The following is an 18,616-nucleotide window of genomic DNA, read 5'->3' on the forward strand; positions in this document are numbered from 1 at the left end:
GTCAGGCCTTCGCCAGATGCCGCTGGCGCGCCTGCTCAATGGCGGCGGCGATATGCCCCTGTGCATAGGGCTTGGGCAGCAGCGTCACATGATCGGCCTTCACCGAGGTGTCGCCGGTGGCCAGAACGATCGCCATGCCGGGGCGGTCCTTCATCACCCGGTCCGCCAGATCCAGACCCGTCATCCGCGGCAGGTTCATGTCGGTGATCAGGATCTCCACCGGATGGCCCTGCATCAGGACCAGCGCCTCTTCCGCACTGGCGGCGACCACGACGGTGTGCCCCATGTCCTCCAGCATGTCCGCCGTGCTCATGCGGATCAGGGCGTCGTCTTCCACCAGCATGGTGACGGCCCCGGTCACGGGTTCGACATGCTCGGGCGGGTCGGGCGGCAGGGTTGCCAGATCGCGCTGCGCCTGATTGCCCAGAACGTGACGGATCTTCCGCGCCAGCGCCTCGCGGGTATAGGGTTTGGAGATCAGATCGACCCCCGCATCCAGCCGCCCGCCATGCACGATGGAATTTTCGGTATAGCCGGAGGTGAACAGCACCGCGAGGTTCGGCAGACGTTCCTTCGCCATGCGCGCCAGTTCCGGGCTTTTCAACGTGCCGGGCATCACGACATCGGTGAACAGAAGGTCGATCTTCACGCCGCTTTCGATGACGTTCAGCCCCGATTGCGCATCCACGGCCTTCAGCACCGAATAGCCCAGATCGCGCAGGATATCGACCACGGTGGCGCGAACCTCCTCGTCATCCTCGACCACCAGCACGGTTTCGGTGCCGCCGGTCACGGGCTCGTTGACGGTGACGACCTCCACATCCTCGGCCTGCATCGCGCGCGGCAGATAGAGGCGGATGGTCGTGCCATGCCCCACCTCGGAATAGATCTTGATATGCCCGCCCGACTGCTTGACGAAGCCGTAGACCATCGACAGGCCCAGACCGGACCCCTTCCCCTCCCCCTTGGTGGAGAAGAACGGCTCGAACACTTTTTCCAGAACCTCGGGGGTCATCCCGCTGCCGGTATCGGTCACGGCCAGCATGACGTATTGGCCGGGCGCCACCTCGTCATGGTTGCGGGCATAGGTGTCGTCCAGACAGGTGTTGCCCAGTTCGATCGTCAGCTTGCCCTGCCCGTCCATCGCATCGCGTGCGTTGATCGCAAGGTTCAGCAGCGCGTTCTCGATCTGCGTCGGGTCGATGAAGGTGTTCCATAGCCCGCCGCTGGCCACCGTCTCGATCTCGATCCCCTCGCCGATGGCGCGGCGCAGCATGTCGTCCATCCCCCGCACGAAACGGGTGACGTTGACGACGCGCGGTTCCAGCGCCTGCCGCCGCCCGAACGCCAGAAGCTGCGAGGCGAGCTTGGCCCCCCGCGCCACGCCTGCCAAGGCATTGGCCACACGGCGTTCGGCGCGGTCATTGCCCGTAACGTCGTTCGACAAAAGCTGCAGGTTGCCCGACACGACCTGAAGCAGGTTGTTGAAATCATGCGCCACGCCGCCGGTCAGCTTGCCGATGGTCTCCATCTTCTGGGATTGCGCCAGCGCGGTCTGGGCCTGACGACGTTCCTCCACCGCCTGAATGACGCGGGTTTCCAACGTCTCGTTCAGGCTGCGCAACTGCTCCTCGGCGCGTTCGCGGTGGCGGACCTGGCGGGCCAGATCGTCGGCATGGTTCATCAGCGCCAGTTCGGCCACGCGCTGCGCCGTGATGTCGGTGTGGATGCCGACCCATTCGCGGATCGTCCCGTCCTCTTCCGTCACCGGTACGCCACGAATCGCGAAATACCGCCATTCGCCATCGGCGCGGCGCACGCGATGTTCGTGCACGAACACGCCACGCGCGGCCACTGCCTCGCGCCAAGCCACGACCGAGGCGTCGCGGTCATCGGGATGGACCGCCTCGGCCCATCCGAAGCCCTGATACTCTTCGAACCGCTGACCGGTCAAACGCGACCAGCCGGTTTGTTCGCCCGTCATCCGCCCTTCGGGCGAATTGGTCCAAAGAACGCCATGCACCGCGTCCACCGCGGCGGCGAAGCGTTCGTTGCTGTGCCGCTCCACCATCTGGGCGCGCAGGATGGGCGTCATGTCCAGCGCGGTGCACAGCACCCCGCCCATCTGGCCGTCCTGTTCGCGCACCGGTGTGCAGAAGACATAGAAGGAGAAATCCTCGGTCACGCCGTCGTGCGTCAGGGTCACGGTGCGGTTGGGAAAGACCTGCGCCTCGCCCGCCATGCCCTTTTCCAACATGGCGCGGTTGAAATCCCAGCTGCGGGGGAACGCGGTCTCGATCGAACCGCCCATGGCGTCCGGGTGCAGGTCACCGATGATCGCGCAATAGGCGTCGTTGTAGATCAGCCGATGATCCGGCCCCCAGATCAGAACCTTCGGGATGGGCGAATTGACCAGCGTGTCCACGGTCGAGCACAGATGCGCCGACCATCCCTTGATCGGGCCCAGCGATGTGGTGGACCAGTCGAATGCCGCGATCAGGGTGGCGGTGGCGCTGTCACCGGACAGCCAAAGCGGACGCAGGGTGGCACTGTTCACGGGCGTGTAACCTGGAAATGGGGGCCCGTGCGATGCTGGGGGCCGGCGCTTGTTCATCGTGTCATATAAGGGGCGCCCACCCCCCGAACAGGTGGAGGGCGCGGCATTTTTCAATCGCGCGCGGGAACCGCGAGGGGGCTGGTCGCCTCAGTCCTTGGCGCGTTCCACATAGGTCTTGTCATCGGTGTTGATGACGATCCGCGTGCCCGCGCCGATATGCGGCGGCACCATGACGCGCAGCCCGTTCGTGCACATCGCGGGCTTGTAGGAGGACGAGGCCGTCTGCCCCTTCACCACGGGCTCCGTCTCGCCGATCTCGACCGTCGCGCGCTGCGGCAGGTTGATGGCGATGGCCACGCCTTCGAACGTCTGCAGATAGGCCTTGGCGCCTTCGGTCAGGAACCAGGCGTCGTCGCCGATCACGTCGGGGGACACGGCCAGCTGTTCATAGGTCGCAGGCTCCATGAAGTGGTAGCCTTCGCCGTCCTCATACAGAAAGTCGTATTCGCGTTCGTCCACGGTGGCCTTTTCCACCATCTCGGTGGTGCGCCACCGCTCCGCCACCTTCACACCGTCCGAAATGCGGCGCATATCGACCGAGGTCGTGGGCGTGCCCTTGCCGGGGTGGAAGTTTTCGGATTTCAGGACGACGTAAAGACGGCCCTCCATCTCGACGACGTTGCCCTTGCGGAGCGAGGATGCGATGACTTTCACAGGAATATCCTTGTAAGGCGGGCCCCGTTTCCGGGGAAATCCCGCGTGAGATAGCGCATGTCGCCGCAAATCGGAAGCCCGAACGCATGACCGACACCCCTTGGTGGCATCCCGACCGCCACGCCGACCGCCGCCCGGCCCTGCTGGCCCGCAACCGCATCCGCCGGGCCTTGGGCGCATGGCTGGACGATCAGGGCTTCACCGAGGTCGATCCCGCGCAGCTTCAGACCAGCCCGGGGAACGAGACGCATCTGCACGCCTTTGCCACCGACCTTGTGGCCCCCGACCTGTCGCGGCGTGGCCTTTATCTGCACACCTCGCCCGAATTCGCGATGAAGAAGTTGCTGGCGGCGGGGGAGACACGGATCGCGGCCTTTTCCCACGTGTTCCGCAACCGCGAGGGGGGGCCGCGCCATGCGGTCGAATTCACGATGCTGGAATGGTATCGCGTGGGCGAGGATTACAGCACCCTGATGGACGACTGCGCGGCGATGCTGGCGGTGGCCGCGCGGGCGGCGGGGGGGGACAGCCTGCGCCACGGAGAGGTCATCTGCGACCCCTTCGCCCTGCCCGAACGCCTGACCGTGGCCGAGGCCTTCGACCGCCACGCCGGCATCGACCTTCTGGCCACCATACCGCATGAGGGAGAGCCGGACCGCGATGCGCTGGCCGCGCAGATGGGCGATGTGCGTTTCGCGCCCGACGATACATGGTCCGACCTCATGTCGCGCGTCCTGTCCGAGAAGGTGGAGCCGCATCTGGGCCATGGGCGGGCGACCATCCTCGACCGCTATCCCGCGCCGGAGGCCGCCTTGGCCCGCCGCGCCACCGACCCGCGTGAGGCGGAGCGGTTCGAGCTTTACGCCTGCGGCGTCGAACTGGCGAACGGGTTCGGCGAACTGACCGACCCGGACGAACAGCGCCGCCGCTTCGTGGCCGAGATGGAGGAGAAGGCCCGCCGTTACGGCGAACGCTATCCCATCGACGAAGGGTTGCTGGCGGCCTTGGCGCATATGCCCCCCGCCAGCGGCATCGCCCTCGGCTTCGACCGGTTGGTCATGCTTGCGACGGCGGCGCCGCATGTGGGGATGGTGCAGTGGACCCCGCCGGGGGGGTAGCCGGGTTCTCCGCATCCTCGCACACGATCAGGAAATCGTGCAGGTCGTGCGGGCCGAAGCTGTGCAGCATCGCCACATCCGCGGCATCGCGCCCCACGGCGATGTTGATGCGCCCGATGCGCGGCGTGTTGTGACGCGCATCGAACGCATACCATTGCCCATCCAGATACGCCTCGAACCAAGCCGAGAAATCCATCGGCCCGCCATAAGGCACGCCGATATCGCCCAGATACCCGTTCACATAACGCGCGGGGATCGACATGGCGCGGCAGAGCGCGACCGCCGTATGCGCGAAATCGCGGCACACGCCATAGCCGTCGGTGATCGCCCCCTGTGCCGTGCGCGTGGCGGACGCTTTCTGATAATCGAACTTGATCTGCCCGTTAGCGAAATCGCAGATCGCCTGCACCCGCGCCCACCCTTGGGGAAGGTGGCCGAACCGGTCCCACGCGAAGGGGGCGAGGCTGTCGCTTTCGCAATACCGGCTGGGCAGAAGATATTGCAGGACGTCTGCCGGAAGCTGTTCGATCGGCGTCTCGCCCGCATGGGGAACGACCGGCTCGGCCTCGCCGTGATCGTGGATCAGGCCGGTGCAGCGGATGCGCGTTTCCCCGGCGGGCGCGGTGAAGCGCAGGCAGATGTTGCCGAACGAATCCTCGAACGTCTCAAACGGCACATCCGGGGTCAGGCGGATGTCCTCCGCATCGACGAAGTCGGCGCGCCGTTCGGGACGCACGGCCATCCGGGTCAGGAAATGGGTGGGCTGCGCACAGCCGACGGAAATGTCGTAACCGAACCGAATAAGCATGAAAATGTCTCCGAAAGATCGGACGCATAACGGTCGGTGCGGTCAAAGGTTCCTTATCCGCGCCGCAGCCGGATCACCACATCCACCCGGCTGATCGTGGCGCCCTGCGGCGCGTCGGGCAGGCGGGTGATCTCAAGCTGGTCGGCGGGGGCGTCGGTCAGATCCGACGAATCCTCCCAGAAAAAATGCGGGTGATCGTCGGTGCGGGTGTCGAAATAGCTTCTCGCCCCGTCCACGATCACCTCCTGCATCAGGCCCGCATCGCAAAAGGCCCGCAGGGTGTTGTAGACGGTGGCCAGGCTGACGCGATCCCCCGCCTCCGAACAGGCGGCGAACAGGCTTTCGGCGGTGACGTGGCGGTTCTGCCCGTCGCCCACCAACCGCTGGGCCAGCGCAAGCCGCTGCCGCGTGGGGCGCAGGTTGCCCTTGGCCAGCCAAGTCGTTCCGCGTTCGATTGCCGTCTGGGTCATGAAGCGCCGCCTTTCCCGCCCCCTATACCGCCAATCGCCCCCCGGATTCAAGGCGGGCCGCCCCCCCGCACTTGCCACCCATCGGCCTGCGGTGATAGAGGAAGTCCGACATTTCAAGGGGAGCCTGATGGCCGACTATCCGACGAGTTTCGACAAGGAAGCACTTCTGGCCTGCGCACGGGGCGAATTGTTCGGCCCCGGCAATGCCCAGCTTCCCGAACCGCCGATGCTGATGATGGACCGCATCACCGAGATTTCGGGCGATGGCGGTGCGCATGGCAAAGGTCATGTCGTGGCGGAGTTCGACATCCATCCCGACCTTTGGTTCTTTGCCTGCCACTTCCCCGGCAATCCGATCATGCCCGGCTGCCTGGGTCTGGACGGGCTGTGGCAGCTGACCGGCTTCAACCTGGGCTGGCGCGGCTGGCAGGGGCGCGGCTATGCCCTCGGCGTGGGCGAGGTCAAGCTGACCGGCATGGTCCGCCCTGACCGCAAGCTGCTGACATATCACGTCGATTTCACCAAAGCCGTTCAAACCCGCCGCCTGACCATGGGCGTGGCCGATGGCCGCGTCGAGGCGGATGGCGAGGTCATCTATCAGGTCAAGGACATGAAGGTCGCTCTCTCCGAGAGCTGACCCGATACGCGAAAGGAACACGTTCATGCGTCGCGTCGTCATCACCGGCATCGGCATCGTCTCGCCCATCGGCAACACCGCGTCCGAGGTGGAAGCCTCGTTGCGGGCGGGCCGGTCGGGCATCGTCTTTTCCCCCGAATATGCCGAACACGGCTTTCGCAGCCAGGTCCACGGCATGCCGCAGATCGTGCTGGAAGATCACATCGACAAGCGCGATCTGCGCTTCATGGGACCGGGGGCCGCCTACAACTTCATCGCGATGGAGCAGGCGATCGCGGATTCGGGGCTGGAAAAATCCGACGTCTCGAACCCCCGCACCGGCCTGATCATGGGATCGGGCGGGCCGTCCACCTCGAACTTCTTTCAAGCGCATAACATCGTCATCGAGAAGAAGGCCCCCAAACGCATGGGGCCCTTCATGGTGACGCGCTGCATGTCCTCCACGAACTCGGCCTGCCTTGCCACGCCGTTCGGGATCAAGGGCGTGAACTATTCCATTACCTCCGCCTGCTCCACCTCGGCCCATTGCATCGGCAACGGCGTCGAACAGATCCAGTTGGGCAAGCAGGACGTGGTGTTCGCCGGCGGCGGCGAGGAACTGGACTGGACGCTGTCGTGCCTGTTCGACGCGATGGGGGCGATGTCGTCGAAATACAACGACACGCCGGAAACCGCCTCCCGCCCCTATGACGCGACGCGCGACGGCTTCGTGATCGCGGGCGGCGGCGGTGTGGTGGTTCTGGAGGAGCTGGACCACGCGCTGGCGCGCGGCGCCAAGATCTATGCCGAGGTGACGGGCTATGGCGCGACCTCGGACGGCTATGACATGGTCGCCCCCTCGGGCGAGGGCGGCGAACGGTCGATGCGGCTGGCGCTGTCCACCCTGCCCGAGGGGCGCAAGATCGACTATATCAACAGCCACGGCACCTCGACCGGTGTGGGCGACATCACCGAGGTGAAGGCCATCCGCCGCGTGTTTGGCGACGGATCCACCCCGCTCATCGCTTCCACCAAATCGCTGACCGGGCACAGCCTGGGCGCGACCGGCGTGCATGAGGCGATCTATTCGCTGCTGATGATGAACGGCGATTTCATCGCCGCCTCGGCCAATGTCACGACGCCCGATCCGGAACTTCACGAGGGCGAGATCGTGACAAAGCTGCGTGAAAACGTCACACTCGATTCAGTCCTGTCCAACAGCTTCGGCTTCGGCGGAACCAACGCCACGCTTGTCATGAGCAAATATCGCTAAGGAATCGCCAATGGCCGAGCTTTTGAAGGGGAAACGCGGTGTCGTGATGGGGGTCGCGAACGACCGGTCCATCGCCTGGGGCATCGCCCGCGCCATGGCGGCGGAAGGCGCGGAAATTGCCTTCACCTATCAGGGCGAGGCGTTCGGCAAACGCCTGGCCCCCTTGGCCGAAACGGTCGGATCGTCCATCCTGCTGGATGTGGACGTGATGAACGACGACAGCATGGATGCGGCCTTCGCCACCCTGAAGGACACATGGGGCAGCATCGATTTTCTGGTCCATGCCATCGCCTATTCCGACAAGAACGAGCTGGCTGGGCGGTTCATCGACACCAGCCGCGCAAATTTCCGCAATTCGCTGACCATCTCCTGCTACAGCTTCATCGACGTGGCCAAACGCGCGGCCGATCTGATGCCCGACGGGGGGTCGCTGATGACGCTGACCTATCAGGGGTCGTCCCGCGTCACCCCCTATTACAACGTGATGGGCGTGGCGAAGGCGGCGCTGGAATCGTCGGTCCTGTATCTGGCGAACGATCTGGGTCCGCAGAAGATTCGGGTGAACGCCATTTCCCCCGGCCCGATGAAGACATTGGCCGGGGCGGCCATCGCGGGCGCGCGCGCCACGTTCCGGCACACGGAAACCAACGCGCCGCTGCGGGCGAACGCCACGCTGGACACGATCGGCGGGACGGCGGTCTATCTCGCCTCGGATTACGGCGCGATGACCTCGGGTGAGACGATCCGCGTCGATGGCGGGTATCACGTCCTGGGAATGCCGCAGCCCGATCATCTGAACGGGCACTGAGGCGCAAGGGTCGGCACTGCCGGCCCTTTTTCGTATCTGGGGGGAGTTTTATGGAGCGGGCGGCGGGAATCGAACCCGCGTCATTAGCTTGGAAGGCTAAGGTCTTACCATTACACAACGCCCGCGCTCAGGGGGGATATACGCCCTCCCACCGGAGGGCGCAACCGTCATTTCACCGTGATGCGCCCATCGGTATAGGGCGTGTAGTCGGGATGCGCGGTCAGATATTCCGCCACCACCTGCGCCAGATCGGGACCGTAGTCATAGGCGTTCCGCGCGTCCTCGAACACGGTATAGCCGTCGCCGCCATTGCGGACATAGTTGTTGGACACAGCCAGATAGGTCGCTTCGGGGTCGAGCGCGGCGTCCCCCACCATGACGTCGCTGATGCGCGCACCCACCGCGGCTGCCGGATCGACGGCATAGGTCATGCCCGCCACCTGCGGGAACCGTCCACCCACCTCTTCCATCTGGCTCACGCCGTTTTCCAGCCCTTCCAGCAGTTCGGCGCCGGTGATCTCGAAGGTCGACAGGGTGTTGAGGAAGGGCAGCACGGTCAGCACCTCGCCCATCGTCACCTCCCCCTGATCAATGGAGGCGCGCAGGCCTCCGCTGTTGACGAGCGAGATCTGCACTCCCTGATCGGCCACCCGCGCCAGCTGCGCATCGGCCACCAGATTGCCCATCGAACATTCCATCACGCGGCACACCGTCCGGTCCCCTTCCACGGGGGCGGTGGTCGATCCCACGACCTTGCGGCGAATCTCTTCCAAGGGGATCGCCAGTTCCTGCACGCGGGCCAGGGCCTCGGGATCTTCGGCCACGCTGGCGTCCAGCAGACGCGGCGCGCCTTCGGTGCGAATCACCTGCCCCGCATCGTCGAAGGTGACGGTGAATTCGCCCAGATACTTGGTATAGGCCTCGGCCGTGACGATCTGCACCCCGTTCGTCACGGTGGGATAGGGGCCTGCCGCCGCCTCATCGGTGTTCGACAGCAGCGTGTGGCTGTGCCCGCCGACGATCACGTCGACGCCGGTCGTATTCTCCGCGATGTGCTGGTCGATGGCATAGCCGGAATGGGACAGCAGGATGATCTTGTCGATGCCTTGCGCGGTCAGATCGTCCACCTGCGCCTGCACCACCGGGACCGGATCGGCGAAGGTGACGTCGGGGCCGGGGCTGGCCAGATCGGGGTTGTCCTGCGGGGTCAGGCCGATGACGCCGATCTTCTGCCCGCCCACCTCCAGGATGGTATGGGCGGCAACCCGGCCGTCCAGGTCCGCATCCCCCGTCGCATCCATGTTCGCGGCCAGAAGCGGCATGTCGACCGCCTCCACCAGCGCGGCCAGTTCCTGCGGCCCGTCATCGAATTCGTGGTTGCCCACGGCCACCGCGTCATAGCCGAGCGTGTTCATGAACTCCGCCGCCGCCGCGTGCTTGTAACGGGTGTAGAACAGCGTCCCCTGGAACCAGTCGCCCGCATCCAGCAGCACCACGTTGTCGCCATAGGTTTTGCGCGCTTCGGCCACGGCGGTCACCAGACGGGGCACGCCACCAAAACATTCCCCCGCCGCGTTGTCTTCGGCCGCGCAGGTGGAGGAGGACGAGGTGATCGGCTCGAACCGGTCATGCACGTCGTTGGTGTGCAGGATGGTCAGCGTGAAATCGGCATGTGCCGCACCCGCACACAGGGCAAAAACCGCCGCGGTGGCGAAAAGGTTGGTCCGCATCAGGGGCTCCGTCATTTGGCAATGCGCGCACAGTGGGACGTCAAGCCCCATCTGTCAAAGGCTTAGGCCCATGGGCGGGGATTGACCAAGCCCGCGAAAGGGCGCAAGAGACATCATGCTGATCTACAAGATCTTCCGTCGCCCCGAATGGGATGCGTTCCGCACCGCCGGGGAAACCGCCGGTGCCCCCGTCGATCTGGCGGATGGCTACATCCACATCTCCACCTCGGCGCAGGTGGCCGAAACGGCGGCGAAACATTTCGCGGGGGAACGCGATCTGGTGCTTCTGGCGCTGGACGACCAAGCCCTCGGCCCCGCCCTGAAATGGGAGCCGTCGCGCGGTGGGGCGCTGTTTCCCCACCTCTATCGCCCGTTGCGCCTGACGGATGTGGTCTGGGACAAGTCCCTGCCCCTGGGCGCGGTCGGGCATATCTTTCCCGAAGGTGTCATATGAGCCTTGAGCGTATCGGCCTTGCCGCCCTGCACCGTCTGGACCCCGAACGCGCCCATGGCCTGTCGCTGCAGGCGCTGCGCACGGGCCTTGTTCCCCTGCCCGGCCCGGTGACCGGCGCGCGTCTGGCGACCGAGGTGGCAGGGCTGCGGCTGATCAATCCGGTGGGTCTGGCGGCGGGCTTCGACAAGAACGCGACCGCGCTGTCCCCCCTGATGCGATCCGGCTTCGGATTTCTGGAAGTCGGGGCCGCCACACCGCAGCCGCAGGCGGGCAATGACAAGCCGCGCCTGTTCCGGTTGAAGGCCGACCGCGCGGTGATCAACCGCTTCGGCTTCAACAACGAAGGCGCCAGCACCATCTGCGCGCGTCTGGCCATGCGCCCGCGCGGCGCGGTGCCGGTGGGTCTGAACCTTGGCGCCAACAAGACGAGCGAGGATCGCGCCGCCGATTTCGCCGCCGTTCTGGCCTGCTGCGGCCCGCATGTCGATTTCGCGACGGTCAACGTGTCGTCCCCCAATACCGAACGCCTGCGCGACCTGCAGGGCCGCGCCGCGCTGACCGCCCTTCTGGCGGGCGTGATGGAGGTGCGGGACCGGATGGAGCGTCCGATCCCCGTGTTTCTCAAGATCGCGCCGGATCTGTCCGAGGCGGAGCTGGAGGAGATCGCCGATGTGGCCCTCGCCTCCGGCCTGGCGGGCATCGTGGCCACGAACACCACCCTGTCGCGCGACGGGCTGACGGATGGGCAGAAGGGCCAGATGGGCGGCCTGTCGGGCGCCCCGCTGTTCCAGCGGTCGACCCGCGTCCTGGCGCGGCTGTCCTCGGTGACAAAGGGGGCGATTCCGCTGATCGGGGTGGGCGGGATCGGCACGGCCGAAGACGCCTATGCCAAGATCCGGGCGGGCGCCTCGGCGGTGCAGCTTTATACCGCGCTGGTGTATCAGGGCCTGTCGCTGGTGCCGCGCATCGCCGAAGGGCTGGACCGGCTGCTGGAACGCGACGGATTCGCCACCGTGGCCGAGGCGGTGGGCACCGATCGGGACCGCTGGCTTTAAAACGCCTTGAACGTCATCGTCGTCAGCGTGCGCTGGATGTCCGGAATGTCGAACAGACGCTCGGACAGGTAATGGCCCACATCCTCGCCCTCGGGGACATAGACCTTGGCGATCAGGTCGAACTCGCCCGATGTCGAATAAAGCTCCGACACCACCTCGCGGTCATAGATGGCGTCGGCCACCTTATAGGTCTTGCCGGGGGTGCAGCGGAACTGGACGAAGACGCAGATCATGATGTTTCCTCAGCTTGCAGTTTCAGGCGGGGGGCGGGCTTGGGCAGATCGTCGATGCCCAAGGGCGCGGTCGGACGGGCCAGACGATTGCGGACGACCCACAGAAGCTGGCGTTCGGCCCGCGTGATCGCAACATAGGCAAGCCGCTTCCACAGCGGCAACCCCGCCTCCATCCGCCCCGCCTGGGCCGCCGCGTAAAGGTCGGGCGCGAACACCTGCACCCGTTCCCATTGCGACCCTTGGGCCTTGTGGATCGTGACCGCCGCCCCGTGCAGGAAGGCGGCCCCCATCCGCGCGGCGGCGGGGATGAACGGCTCCTCCTCATCCGGCTTTTCGATCTTGATGATCGAGGCGGCGGACAAAAGCGGATCTTCCGCCCCGATCACGTGCAGGCGGGCAAAGCCGTCCCGATTTCCGGGGCCGAGATAGATGACCTGCTGGCCCTTGATCAGGCCCCGCGCCTCCAGATCGATGCGCTTCTTGCGATGCTTCAGCGGCAATTCGATCCCGTCGCAGATCAGCGGCTCACCCGGCAGCAGCGCATCCTCGGGCGCGCCATTGGCCGCGCGGAAGGCCTGAATCAGCCGGATGCGCGTCGCGTTGCGCCACACCAGCACGGGCGAACGGGCCATCAGGTCGGCATCCACCCGCTGGGCCAGCACCACGCGATCGTCCTTCGCCGCCGCCTCCTCCACCAGACGCTCGAACCGGAAGAAATCGACCTCCGGGTCAGCCAGCGCATGGGCCAGATCCAGGATCGGGTTGTCTTGGGACTGGCGGTGGATGCGGTTCAGGATCAGCTTGCGCGGATCGCCCAACCGTTCGAACACCATCTGGCCGGACTGGCCCACGGGGGCCAACTGCGCCGGATCGCCGAACAGGACCAGCGTGGGGAAAATCTCGCGCAGGTCGTCGAACTGGCGTTCGTCCAGCATCGAGGATTCATCGACGAACCCGATGTCCAGCGGTTCCTCCCGCCGTTTCCAGCCGCGGATGAAGTCCGATCCGCGCAATCCCGCCGCCGCCAGCGCGCCGGGGATCGACGGCACCGTGTCGTAGAACGCCTTCGCCCGATCCAGCGCGGCCTCGGTCATCCCCTCCACATCCACGGGACGCTTGCCGGTCCCGGCCAGCCATTCGGCCAGCGTTTCGTAATGCGGGTCATAGACGGGGGTATAGAGGATGCGGTGGATCGTCGTCGCCGGAACCCCGCGCATCCGCAGGACGGATGCCGCCTTGTTCGTGGGCGCAAGAATGGCCAGCGTGCGGCGTTCCTTGCGCTTCTTCCCCTCCCAATCGCCCGAGACGATGTCCACCCCCGCCTCGCGCATGGCCTTGTAAAGCTCGGCCAGAAGCAAGGTCTTGCCCGACCCCGCCTTGCCGATCACGGCCAGAACGGTGGACTTGCCCTCCACCGCGGGGCGGTGGTGGCCGTCGGCCAGATCGACCCCCATGCCGGACAGCTGTTCGGCCAGACGGTCCCAGGCTTCGGCCTGATCTTCGGAAAACGTGATGGTGGGCAGGGTCATGCGCGGGACCATACCCGCCCCTGCGCGGCGGCGCCAGTCGGGCGTGTCAGAACTTGGCCGGGGGGCGCGTGGCGGCAATCTCCGCCTTGGCCCGGGGGATCAGGTTGGCCACCCCGTCGGCCAGATCGGGCAGCCGGTTGGCCTGCGCATAGGTCAGAAGGTCGCCCAGCACATCCAGAACCCAGTCATGCGATGGTGTGGTCTCCATCCCCGTCCCCTTCCAACTGCTGCAAAACACCCGCAGCGTAATAGGCCAACAAACGCTCTTTTCCCTCCGCCGGGGCATAGCGCCCCTGACGTTCGATCACGATGCCCCGCTGCATCAGCGCGCGCAGCCCCTGACGGGCCGCCGCGTGGGCGTCGTCTTCGGGCACCATGACCGTTGCGCCGCGATTGCGCAACTCGGTCAAAAGCTGCTCTGCGGCGGAAAGAAGCCCATGCGGGGTCACCACGCGGCGGGAAATCGCCGCAGCCACAAGGGGCACGGGCAGAACCGGCACGGTGCGCGCCACCTGCCCCATCAGGTGCCGGGCCAGATCCTCGGGCGCGATCTGCGGGTGCGTCGCCTGCCACGCGCGCAGCGAGACCGGCGCGCCGAAGGCCACGCCCGCGCTGCCGAACCCCGGAAACCGCCCGCGCACCAGCCGCCACAGGGTGCGCGACACGAAGGCCCCGATCCGCAGCGGGCGGGCCCCAAACCGCCGCGCTCCGGCCGAGACGTCGGTCAAGCTCCGATCCTCCAACACGCGGTCATAGGCGATGCCGACCGGCACGAAGACCAGATCCCGCCCCTTCGTCGCCATGAAATAGCTGAGAAGCCCGACCTTCGGCGCGCCGATCCGCCCGTCCACGCTCAGCCCCCCTTCGGGGAAGAACGCCTGCGTCACCCCCGCCCCCGCCGACAGCTGCACATACCGCGCCAGCACCCGACGATACAGCGGGCTGAGCGACCGGCGGCGGATGAAATAGGCCCCCATCGCCCGCACCAGCGACGACAGCGGCCAGATCCGCGCCCATTCCCCCACGGCATAGGATAGGGCCGACCGGTCCGCCACCAGCCACGTCACCAGAACGTAATCCATGTTGGACCGGTGGTTCATCACGAACACCACCGTCGCATCCTTGTCGACGACGTCCCGCCCCGTTTCAGGCGTCGCGATCTGCACGTGATAGAAGGCGCGGGTGAAGCGGCGGGCCAGACGCGTCGCCAGCCCGAAATAGAGGATGGCGGAAAAGGCCGGAACGATCTCCTTGGCATAGCCCCGCACCCGTTCCAGCACCACATCCTCGGGCGTGGCCGAAAGGCGGGCATGTTCGGAAATCGCCGCCGCCACCTGCGCATCATGGGTCAGCCGCATGACCATGTCATGACGGCGCATCAGCTTGAACGGGGCGATGGGACGGTCCAGCCGCTGGTTCAGATGCGCGACCATCCGTTCCATCCGGCGGCGCAGATACCAGCGGGCCGAGGGGACCAGAACCCGGTCCAGCGCGGCAATGGCGGCGAAGGCCAGCACCAGCAGCAGGATCCAGAGGGGCAGTTCGACGGTCGCGGTCATGGCGCGACACTACGCGCCAAACCCCCACCCCGCAATTGCGCGGGGTGAGGCAGGGGGACGCAGGTCAGACGTGGATCGCGCCGTCGCCGCAGGCCAGCGCCGCCTCGCGCACCGCCTCGGAATAGGTGGGGTGCGCGTGGCAGGTCAGCGCCAGATCCTGCGCCGACGCGCCGAATTCCATCGCGACGCAGACTTCGTGGATCAGATCGCCCGCGCCCGGCCCGATGATGTGGCAGCCCAGGATGCGATCGGTTTCCTTGTCGGCCAGGATCTTGACGAACCCTTCCGCCTGGAACACCGCCTTGGCGCGGGCATTGCCCATGAAAGGGAACTTGCCGACCTTGTAGGCGCGGCCCGCTTCCTTCAGCATCTCCTCGGTCTGGCCCACGGCGGCCACTTCCGGCGTGGTGTAGATCACGCCCGGAATGACGCCGTAATTCACATGGCCATGCTTGCCGGCGAGGATTTCGGCCACGGCCATCCCCTCATCCTCGGCCTTGTGGGCCAGCATCGCGCCGGGAATGCAGTCGCCGATGGCATAGATGCCCTTGACCGAGGACTGGAAGTGGTTGTCGGTCTTGATCTGACCGCGCGGCAGCATCTCCACGCCCAGCTCTTCCAGGCCCACGCCCTTGGTATAGGGCACGCGGCCGGTGGCCAGAAGGACGGTGTCGGCGGTGATCTCGCCGTCCTTGCCGTCCTTGTTCAGCGTGTATTTGACCGTGGCCTTGCCGTCCTTGATCTCGGTCCCCTGCACCGCGGCGCCAAGGATGAACTCGAACCCCTGCTTGGACAGGATCTTGTGGAAGGTCTTGACCGTATCGCCGTCAGTGCCCGGCAGGATCTTGTCCTGATATTCGACGACCGTGACCTTGGCCCCCAGACGGGCATAGACCGAGCCCATCTCCAGTCCGATCACGCCTGCGCCGATCACGACCAGGCTTTCGGGGATCTTGTCCAACGACAGCGCGCCGGTGGAGGTGACGACCGTCTTCTCATCGACCTCCACGCCCTTCAGGCTCGCGGGGACGGAGCCGGTGGCGATGACGATGTTCTTGGCCTCATGCACCTCGTCGCCGACCTTGACCTTGCCCGGCTCGGGGATCGAGCCCCAGCCTTTCAGCCAGGTGATCTTGTTCTTCTTGAACAGGAACTCGATGCCCTTGGTGTTGCCATCCACGACGTCCTGCTTGTAGGCCTGCATCTTTGACCAATCGACCGTGGGGTTCGCGCCCATCAGGCCCATCTTCTCGAAGTTCTCATGCACCTCGTGCAGGTGGTGGGTGGAGTTCAACAGCGCCTTCGACGGGATGCAGCCCACGTTCAGGCAGGTGCCACCCAGCGTCTCACGCCCTTCGACCACACCGACCTTCAGGCCAAGCTGCGCGCACCGGATGGCGCAGACATAGCCCCCCGGACCCGCGCCGATCACGATCACATCGAAACTTGCCATCAGAAACTCCTGTCAGAAAAGGGCGGCGACAAACATGGCCAGCGTCGCCAAAGACCCGAAAAGAAAGATGATCGAACGCCAGGGCGCCCAACCGTAATAATAGGCGGGGATATAGAGCACCCGCGCCGCCAGATAGATCCAGGCGCAGGCCGCCGTGATGACGCCGTCGCTGCCCGACCACATGACCGCCACGACGGCGGCGGTGAACAGCATCAGGTTTTCGGCATGGTTGCGCTGCGCGCGCTGCAAACGCTTGGTGTGGACGGAATACTGAGCCGGTTTGTCGCGGGGGCTGATGTTGTAATCGTGCCCCATGTCCTTGTCCTGCGACCGCCCCGTCAGGAAGGTCGCGACATAGTGCAGAAACCCGGCCAGGCACAGAACGACGATCTCGCTTCCCATGGTCACACCGTCTTCAGGAAGTGGGAGGTGGTGGCCCCGCCGAAAGCTTCGGCCTTCAGCAGCCATTCCTTCGCCGCGGCAGGGTTGTTCGTTTCCAGCAAGGCAAAGACGGTGGAGGGCGCGTCGGCGCCCCGCCAAAGTTGCAACTGCGTCAGGCCGAATCCGGCCCGATCTTCGGCGGCGTCATCCCAGCGGGCCTTCCAGCCTGCGTAATCGGTGGTGTCGATCTGAAGAAGCAGTTGCATCGCCTCGCCTTTCCCCGTGGTGGACGCGCGGGGATCGCGCGCCCTCATGGGTCAACTTCCAACCCGCCTCAGAGGTCCATCAGCAGACGGCGCGGATCTTCCAGCGCCTCTTTCACGCGGACAAGGAACGTCACCGCGCCTTTGCCGTCCACGATGCGGTGATCGTAGGACAGCGCCAGATACATCATCGGACGGATGACGATCTGACCCTTCTCCACCACCGGACGTTCCTGGATCTTGTGCATCCCCAGGATCCCCGACTGCGGCGGGTTCAGAATGGGCGAGGACATGAGCGAGCCGTAAACGCCACCGTTGGAGATGGTGAACGACCCGCCCTGCATCTCGGCCATCGACAGCTTGCCGTCACGGCCACGGGCGCCCAGCTCGCCGATCTTCTTCTCGATCGCGGCAAAGCTCATCTGGTCGGCATCGCGCACGACCGGCACCACCAGACCCGAGGGCGTGCCCACGGCCACGCCCATATGGACGTAGTTCTTGTAGATCACGTCGGTGCCGTCGATCTCGGCGTTGACGTCCGGCACTTCCTTCAGCGCGTGGCAGCAGGCCTTTACGAAGAAGGACATGAAGCCCAGCTTCACCTTGTGCTTCTTCTCGAACACGTCCTTGTATTCGTTGCGCAGCGCCATGATCGCCGACATGTCCACCTCGTTATAGGTGGTCAGCATCGCGGCGGTGTTCTGCGCTTCTTTCAGGCGGCGGGCGATGGTCTGACGCAGGCGCGTCATCTTCACCCGCTCCTCGCGGCTGGCATCGTCCGCCGGGCTGGCGGCGCGGGGCGCGGCGGAGGGGGCGGCCTTCGGCGCGTTCATCGCCTTCAGCACGTCTTCCTTCATGACGCGGCCATCGCGGCCCGAACCCTGGACCTGATCGCGGTTCAAGCCGGCTTCGGCCATGGCCTTCTTGGCCGAGGGCGCATCCTCGACCGACTTGCCTTGCGTGCCGGCCGGGGCCTCGTTCGCGGGCGCGGTCGATTTGGGCGAGGTGGCGGCCCCCTGTTCAGGTGCTGCGACCGAACCGGCGGCACCTTCCTTGATCACGGCCAGCTTCGCACCGGCGGGAACCGTGTCGCCTTCCTTGGCGACGATCTCACCCAGAACCCCGGCGGCGGGGCTGGGCACTTCGACGGACACCTTGTCGGTTTCCAGCTCGCACAGCATTTCGTCCTGCGCGACCGTGTCGCCCGGCTTCTTGAACCAGGTGGCGACCGTCGCCTCCGAGACACTTTCGCCAAGGGCGGGCACCATCACATCGACCATTTTCGTTCCTCCCGAACCGGCCTTCGCGCCGGTCTCTTCCGTCTTTGCCGGGGTGGCGGCGGGGGCGGGTTTCGCCCCGCCTTCACCGATCTGCGCCAGCAATGCGTTCACGCCGACCGTCTCGCCTTCCGGCACGACGATCTCGGTCAGGGTGCCGGCCGCAGGGCTCGGAACTTCGACCGTGACCTTGTCGGTCTCCAGCTCGCACAGCATTTCATCCACGGCGACCGTGTCGCCCACTTTCTTGAACCACGTGGCAACCGTCGCCTCGGAGACGCTTTCGCCCAATGTCGGAACACGAACTTCGGTGGCCAT

General features: G+C 65.7%; 19 protein-coding genes and 1 tRNA gene. 6 read left to right on the plus strand and 14 right to left on the minus strand.

Features of this window, described 5'->3' with window-relative positions; all coding sequences use genetic code 11:
• Nucleotide 1: 1 nt before the first annotated feature.
• Complete coding sequence (locus MU449_RS11325) at nucleotides 2-2,557, minus strand: hybrid sensor histidine kinase/response regulator (protein WP_244738203.1); 2,556 nt, start codon at nucleotides 2,555-2,557, stop codon at nucleotides 2-4.
• Between the two features lie 147 nt (nucleotides 2,558-2,704).
• A complete protein-coding gene (gene efp / locus MU449_RS11330) occupies nucleotides 2,705-3,271 on the minus strand; it encodes an elongation factor P (protein ID WP_244738205.1) in 567 nt (188 codons plus the stop codon).
• A gap of 86 nt (nucleotides 3,272-3,357) precedes the next feature.
• On the opposite strand from efp, the gene epmA reads away from it, so the two are divergent.
• Nucleotides 3,358-4,389 carry an EF-P lysine aminoacylase EpmA gene (gene epmA / locus MU449_RS11335; RefSeq protein ID WP_244738209.1) on the plus strand — a complete coding sequence of 344 codons (1,032 nt, stop codon included), beginning with the start codon at nucleotides 3,358-3,360 and terminating at the stop codon, nucleotides 4,387-4,389.
• On the opposite strand, the gene MU449_RS11340 is transcribed toward epmA, so the two are convergent.
• On the minus strand, nucleotides 4,328-5,197 hold the full coding sequence (locus tag MU449_RS11340) for a transglutaminase-like domain-containing protein (protein WP_244738210.1): 870 nt from the start codon (nucleotides 5,195-5,197) through the stop codon (nucleotides 4,328-4,330). The two genes, epmA and MU449_RS11340, sit on opposite strands and share 62 nt — an antisense overlap.
• Before the next feature lie 53 nt (nucleotides 5,198-5,250).
• Nucleotides 5,251-5,667 (minus strand): iron response transcriptional regulator IrrA, encoded by a 417-nt coding sequence (gene irrA / locus MU449_RS11345; protein ID WP_244738211.1) that lies wholly within the window; start codon nucleotides 5,665-5,667, stop codon nucleotides 5,251-5,253.
• A gap of 127 nt (nucleotides 5,668-5,794) precedes the next feature.
• Here irrA and fabA point away from each other — a divergent pair, with 127 nt between their 5' ends.
• From fabA to MU449_RS11360, 3 genes are read left to right on the plus strand one after another with little or no spacing between them, the layout of a single operon-like run.
• Complete coding sequence (fabA, locus tag MU449_RS11350) at nucleotides 5,795-6,304, plus strand: bifunctional 3-hydroxydecanoyl-ACP dehydratase/trans-2-decenoyl-ACP isomerase (protein ID WP_244738212.1); 510 nt, start codon at nucleotides 5,795-5,797, stop codon at nucleotides 6,302-6,304.
• A 25-nt stretch (nucleotides 6,305-6,329) separates the two neighbouring features.
• Nucleotides 6,330-7,556, plus strand: coding sequence for a beta-ketoacyl-ACP synthase I (fabB, locus tag MU449_RS11355; RefSeq protein WP_244738214.1), 1,227 nt, complete (start codon nucleotides 6,330-6,332; stop codon nucleotides 7,554-7,556).
• 10 nt (nucleotides 7,557-7,566) lie between these two features.
• Nucleotides 7,567-8,364: an enoyl-ACP reductase FabI gene (locus MU449_RS11360; RefSeq protein WP_244738216.1), complete on the plus strand. Its 798-nt coding sequence runs from the start codon at nucleotides 7,567-7,569 to the stop codon at nucleotides 8,362-8,364.
• A gap of 51 nt (nucleotides 8,365-8,415) precedes the next feature.
• Here the strand turns inward: MU449_RS11360 and MU449_RS11365 are convergent.
• Together MU449_RS11365 and MU449_RS11370 are read right to left on the minus strand one after the other, a co-directional pair.
• Nucleotides 8,416-8,489 (minus strand) — tRNA-Gly (locus tag MU449_RS11365).
• Between the two features lie 42 nt (nucleotides 8,490-8,531).
• Nucleotides 8,532-10,094: a bifunctional metallophosphatase/5'-nucleotidase gene (locus MU449_RS11370; protein WP_244738217.1), complete on the minus strand. Its 1,563-nt coding sequence runs from the start codon at nucleotides 10,092-10,094 to the stop codon at nucleotides 8,532-8,534.
• 115 nt (nucleotides 10,095-10,209) lie between these two features.
• Here MU449_RS11370 and MU449_RS11375 point away from each other — a divergent pair, with 115 nt between their 5' ends.
• Entirely contained in the window at nucleotides 10,210-10,548 is a 339-nt protein-coding gene (locus tag MU449_RS11375; RefSeq protein WP_244738218.1) for a DUF952 domain-containing protein, read from the plus strand.
• Nucleotides 10,545-11,603, plus strand: a complete 1,059-nt coding sequence (locus MU449_RS11380) for a quinone-dependent dihydroorotate dehydrogenase (protein ID WP_244738219.1) — start codon at nucleotides 10,545-10,547, stop codon at nucleotides 11,601-11,603. The genes MU449_RS11375 and MU449_RS11380 overlap by 4 nt, the downstream gene beginning before the upstream one ends.
• Here MU449_RS11380 and MU449_RS11385 read toward each other — a convergent pair.
• The 8 genes from MU449_RS11385 to odhB all read right to left on the minus strand — a co-directional run bounded on the left by MU449_RS11385 (nucleotide 11,600) and on the right by odhB (nucleotide 18,616).
• Entirely contained in the window at nucleotides 11,600-11,836 is a 237-nt protein-coding gene (locus MU449_RS11385) for an Lrp/AsnC family transcriptional regulator (protein WP_244738220.1), read from the minus strand. The two genes, MU449_RS11380 and MU449_RS11385, sit on opposite strands and share 4 nt — an antisense overlap.
• On the minus strand, nucleotides 11,833-13,365 hold the full coding sequence (locus MU449_RS11390; RefSeq protein WP_244738221.1) for an ATP-dependent DNA helicase: 1,533 nt from the start codon (nucleotides 13,363-13,365) through the stop codon (nucleotides 11,833-11,835). The genes MU449_RS11385 and MU449_RS11390 overlap by 4 nt, the downstream gene beginning before the upstream one ends.
• A gap of 46 nt (nucleotides 13,366-13,411) precedes the next feature.
• A complete protein-coding gene (locus tag MU449_RS11395; protein ID WP_244738223.1) occupies nucleotides 13,412-13,573 on the minus strand; it encodes a hypothetical protein in 162 nt (53 codons plus the stop codon).
• Nucleotides 13,551-14,924 (minus strand): 1-acyl-sn-glycerol-3-phosphate acyltransferase, encoded by a 1,374-nt coding sequence (locus MU449_RS11400; protein ID WP_244738226.1) that lies wholly within the window; start codon nucleotides 14,922-14,924, stop codon nucleotides 13,551-13,553. Before MU449_RS11400 ends, MU449_RS11395 begins: the two co-directional genes overlap by 23 nt.
• Before the next feature lie 64 nt (nucleotides 14,925-14,988).
• Nucleotides 14,989-16,377 carry a dihydrolipoyl dehydrogenase gene (gene lpdA, locus MU449_RS11405; protein WP_244738228.1) on the minus strand — a complete coding sequence of 463 codons (1,389 nt, stop codon included), beginning with the start codon at nucleotides 16,375-16,377 and terminating at the stop codon, nucleotides 14,989-14,991.
• Between the two features lie 12 nt (nucleotides 16,378-16,389).
• A complete protein-coding gene (locus MU449_RS11410) occupies nucleotides 16,390-16,779 on the minus strand; it encodes an MAPEG family protein (protein ID WP_244738231.1) in 390 nt (129 codons plus the stop codon).
• A gap of 2 nt (nucleotides 16,780-16,781) precedes the next feature.
• Nucleotides 16,782-17,024 carry a hypothetical protein gene (locus MU449_RS11415; protein ID WP_244738233.1) on the minus strand — a complete coding sequence of 81 codons (243 nt, stop codon included), beginning with the start codon at nucleotides 17,022-17,024 and terminating at the stop codon, nucleotides 16,782-16,784.
• A 68-nt stretch (nucleotides 17,025-17,092) separates the two neighbouring features.
• On the minus strand, nucleotides 17,093-18,616 hold the full coding sequence (gene odhB / locus MU449_RS11420) for a 2-oxoglutarate dehydrogenase complex dihydrolipoyllysine-residue succinyltransferase (RefSeq protein WP_244738235.1): 1,524 nt from the start codon (nucleotides 18,614-18,616) through the stop codon (nucleotides 17,093-17,095).

The sequence above is a fragment of the Falsirhodobacter halotolerans genome (assembly GCF_022899245.1).
Lineage (GTDB): Bacteria > Pseudomonadota > Alphaproteobacteria > Rhodobacterales > Rhodobacteraceae > Falsirhodobacter > Falsirhodobacter halotolerans.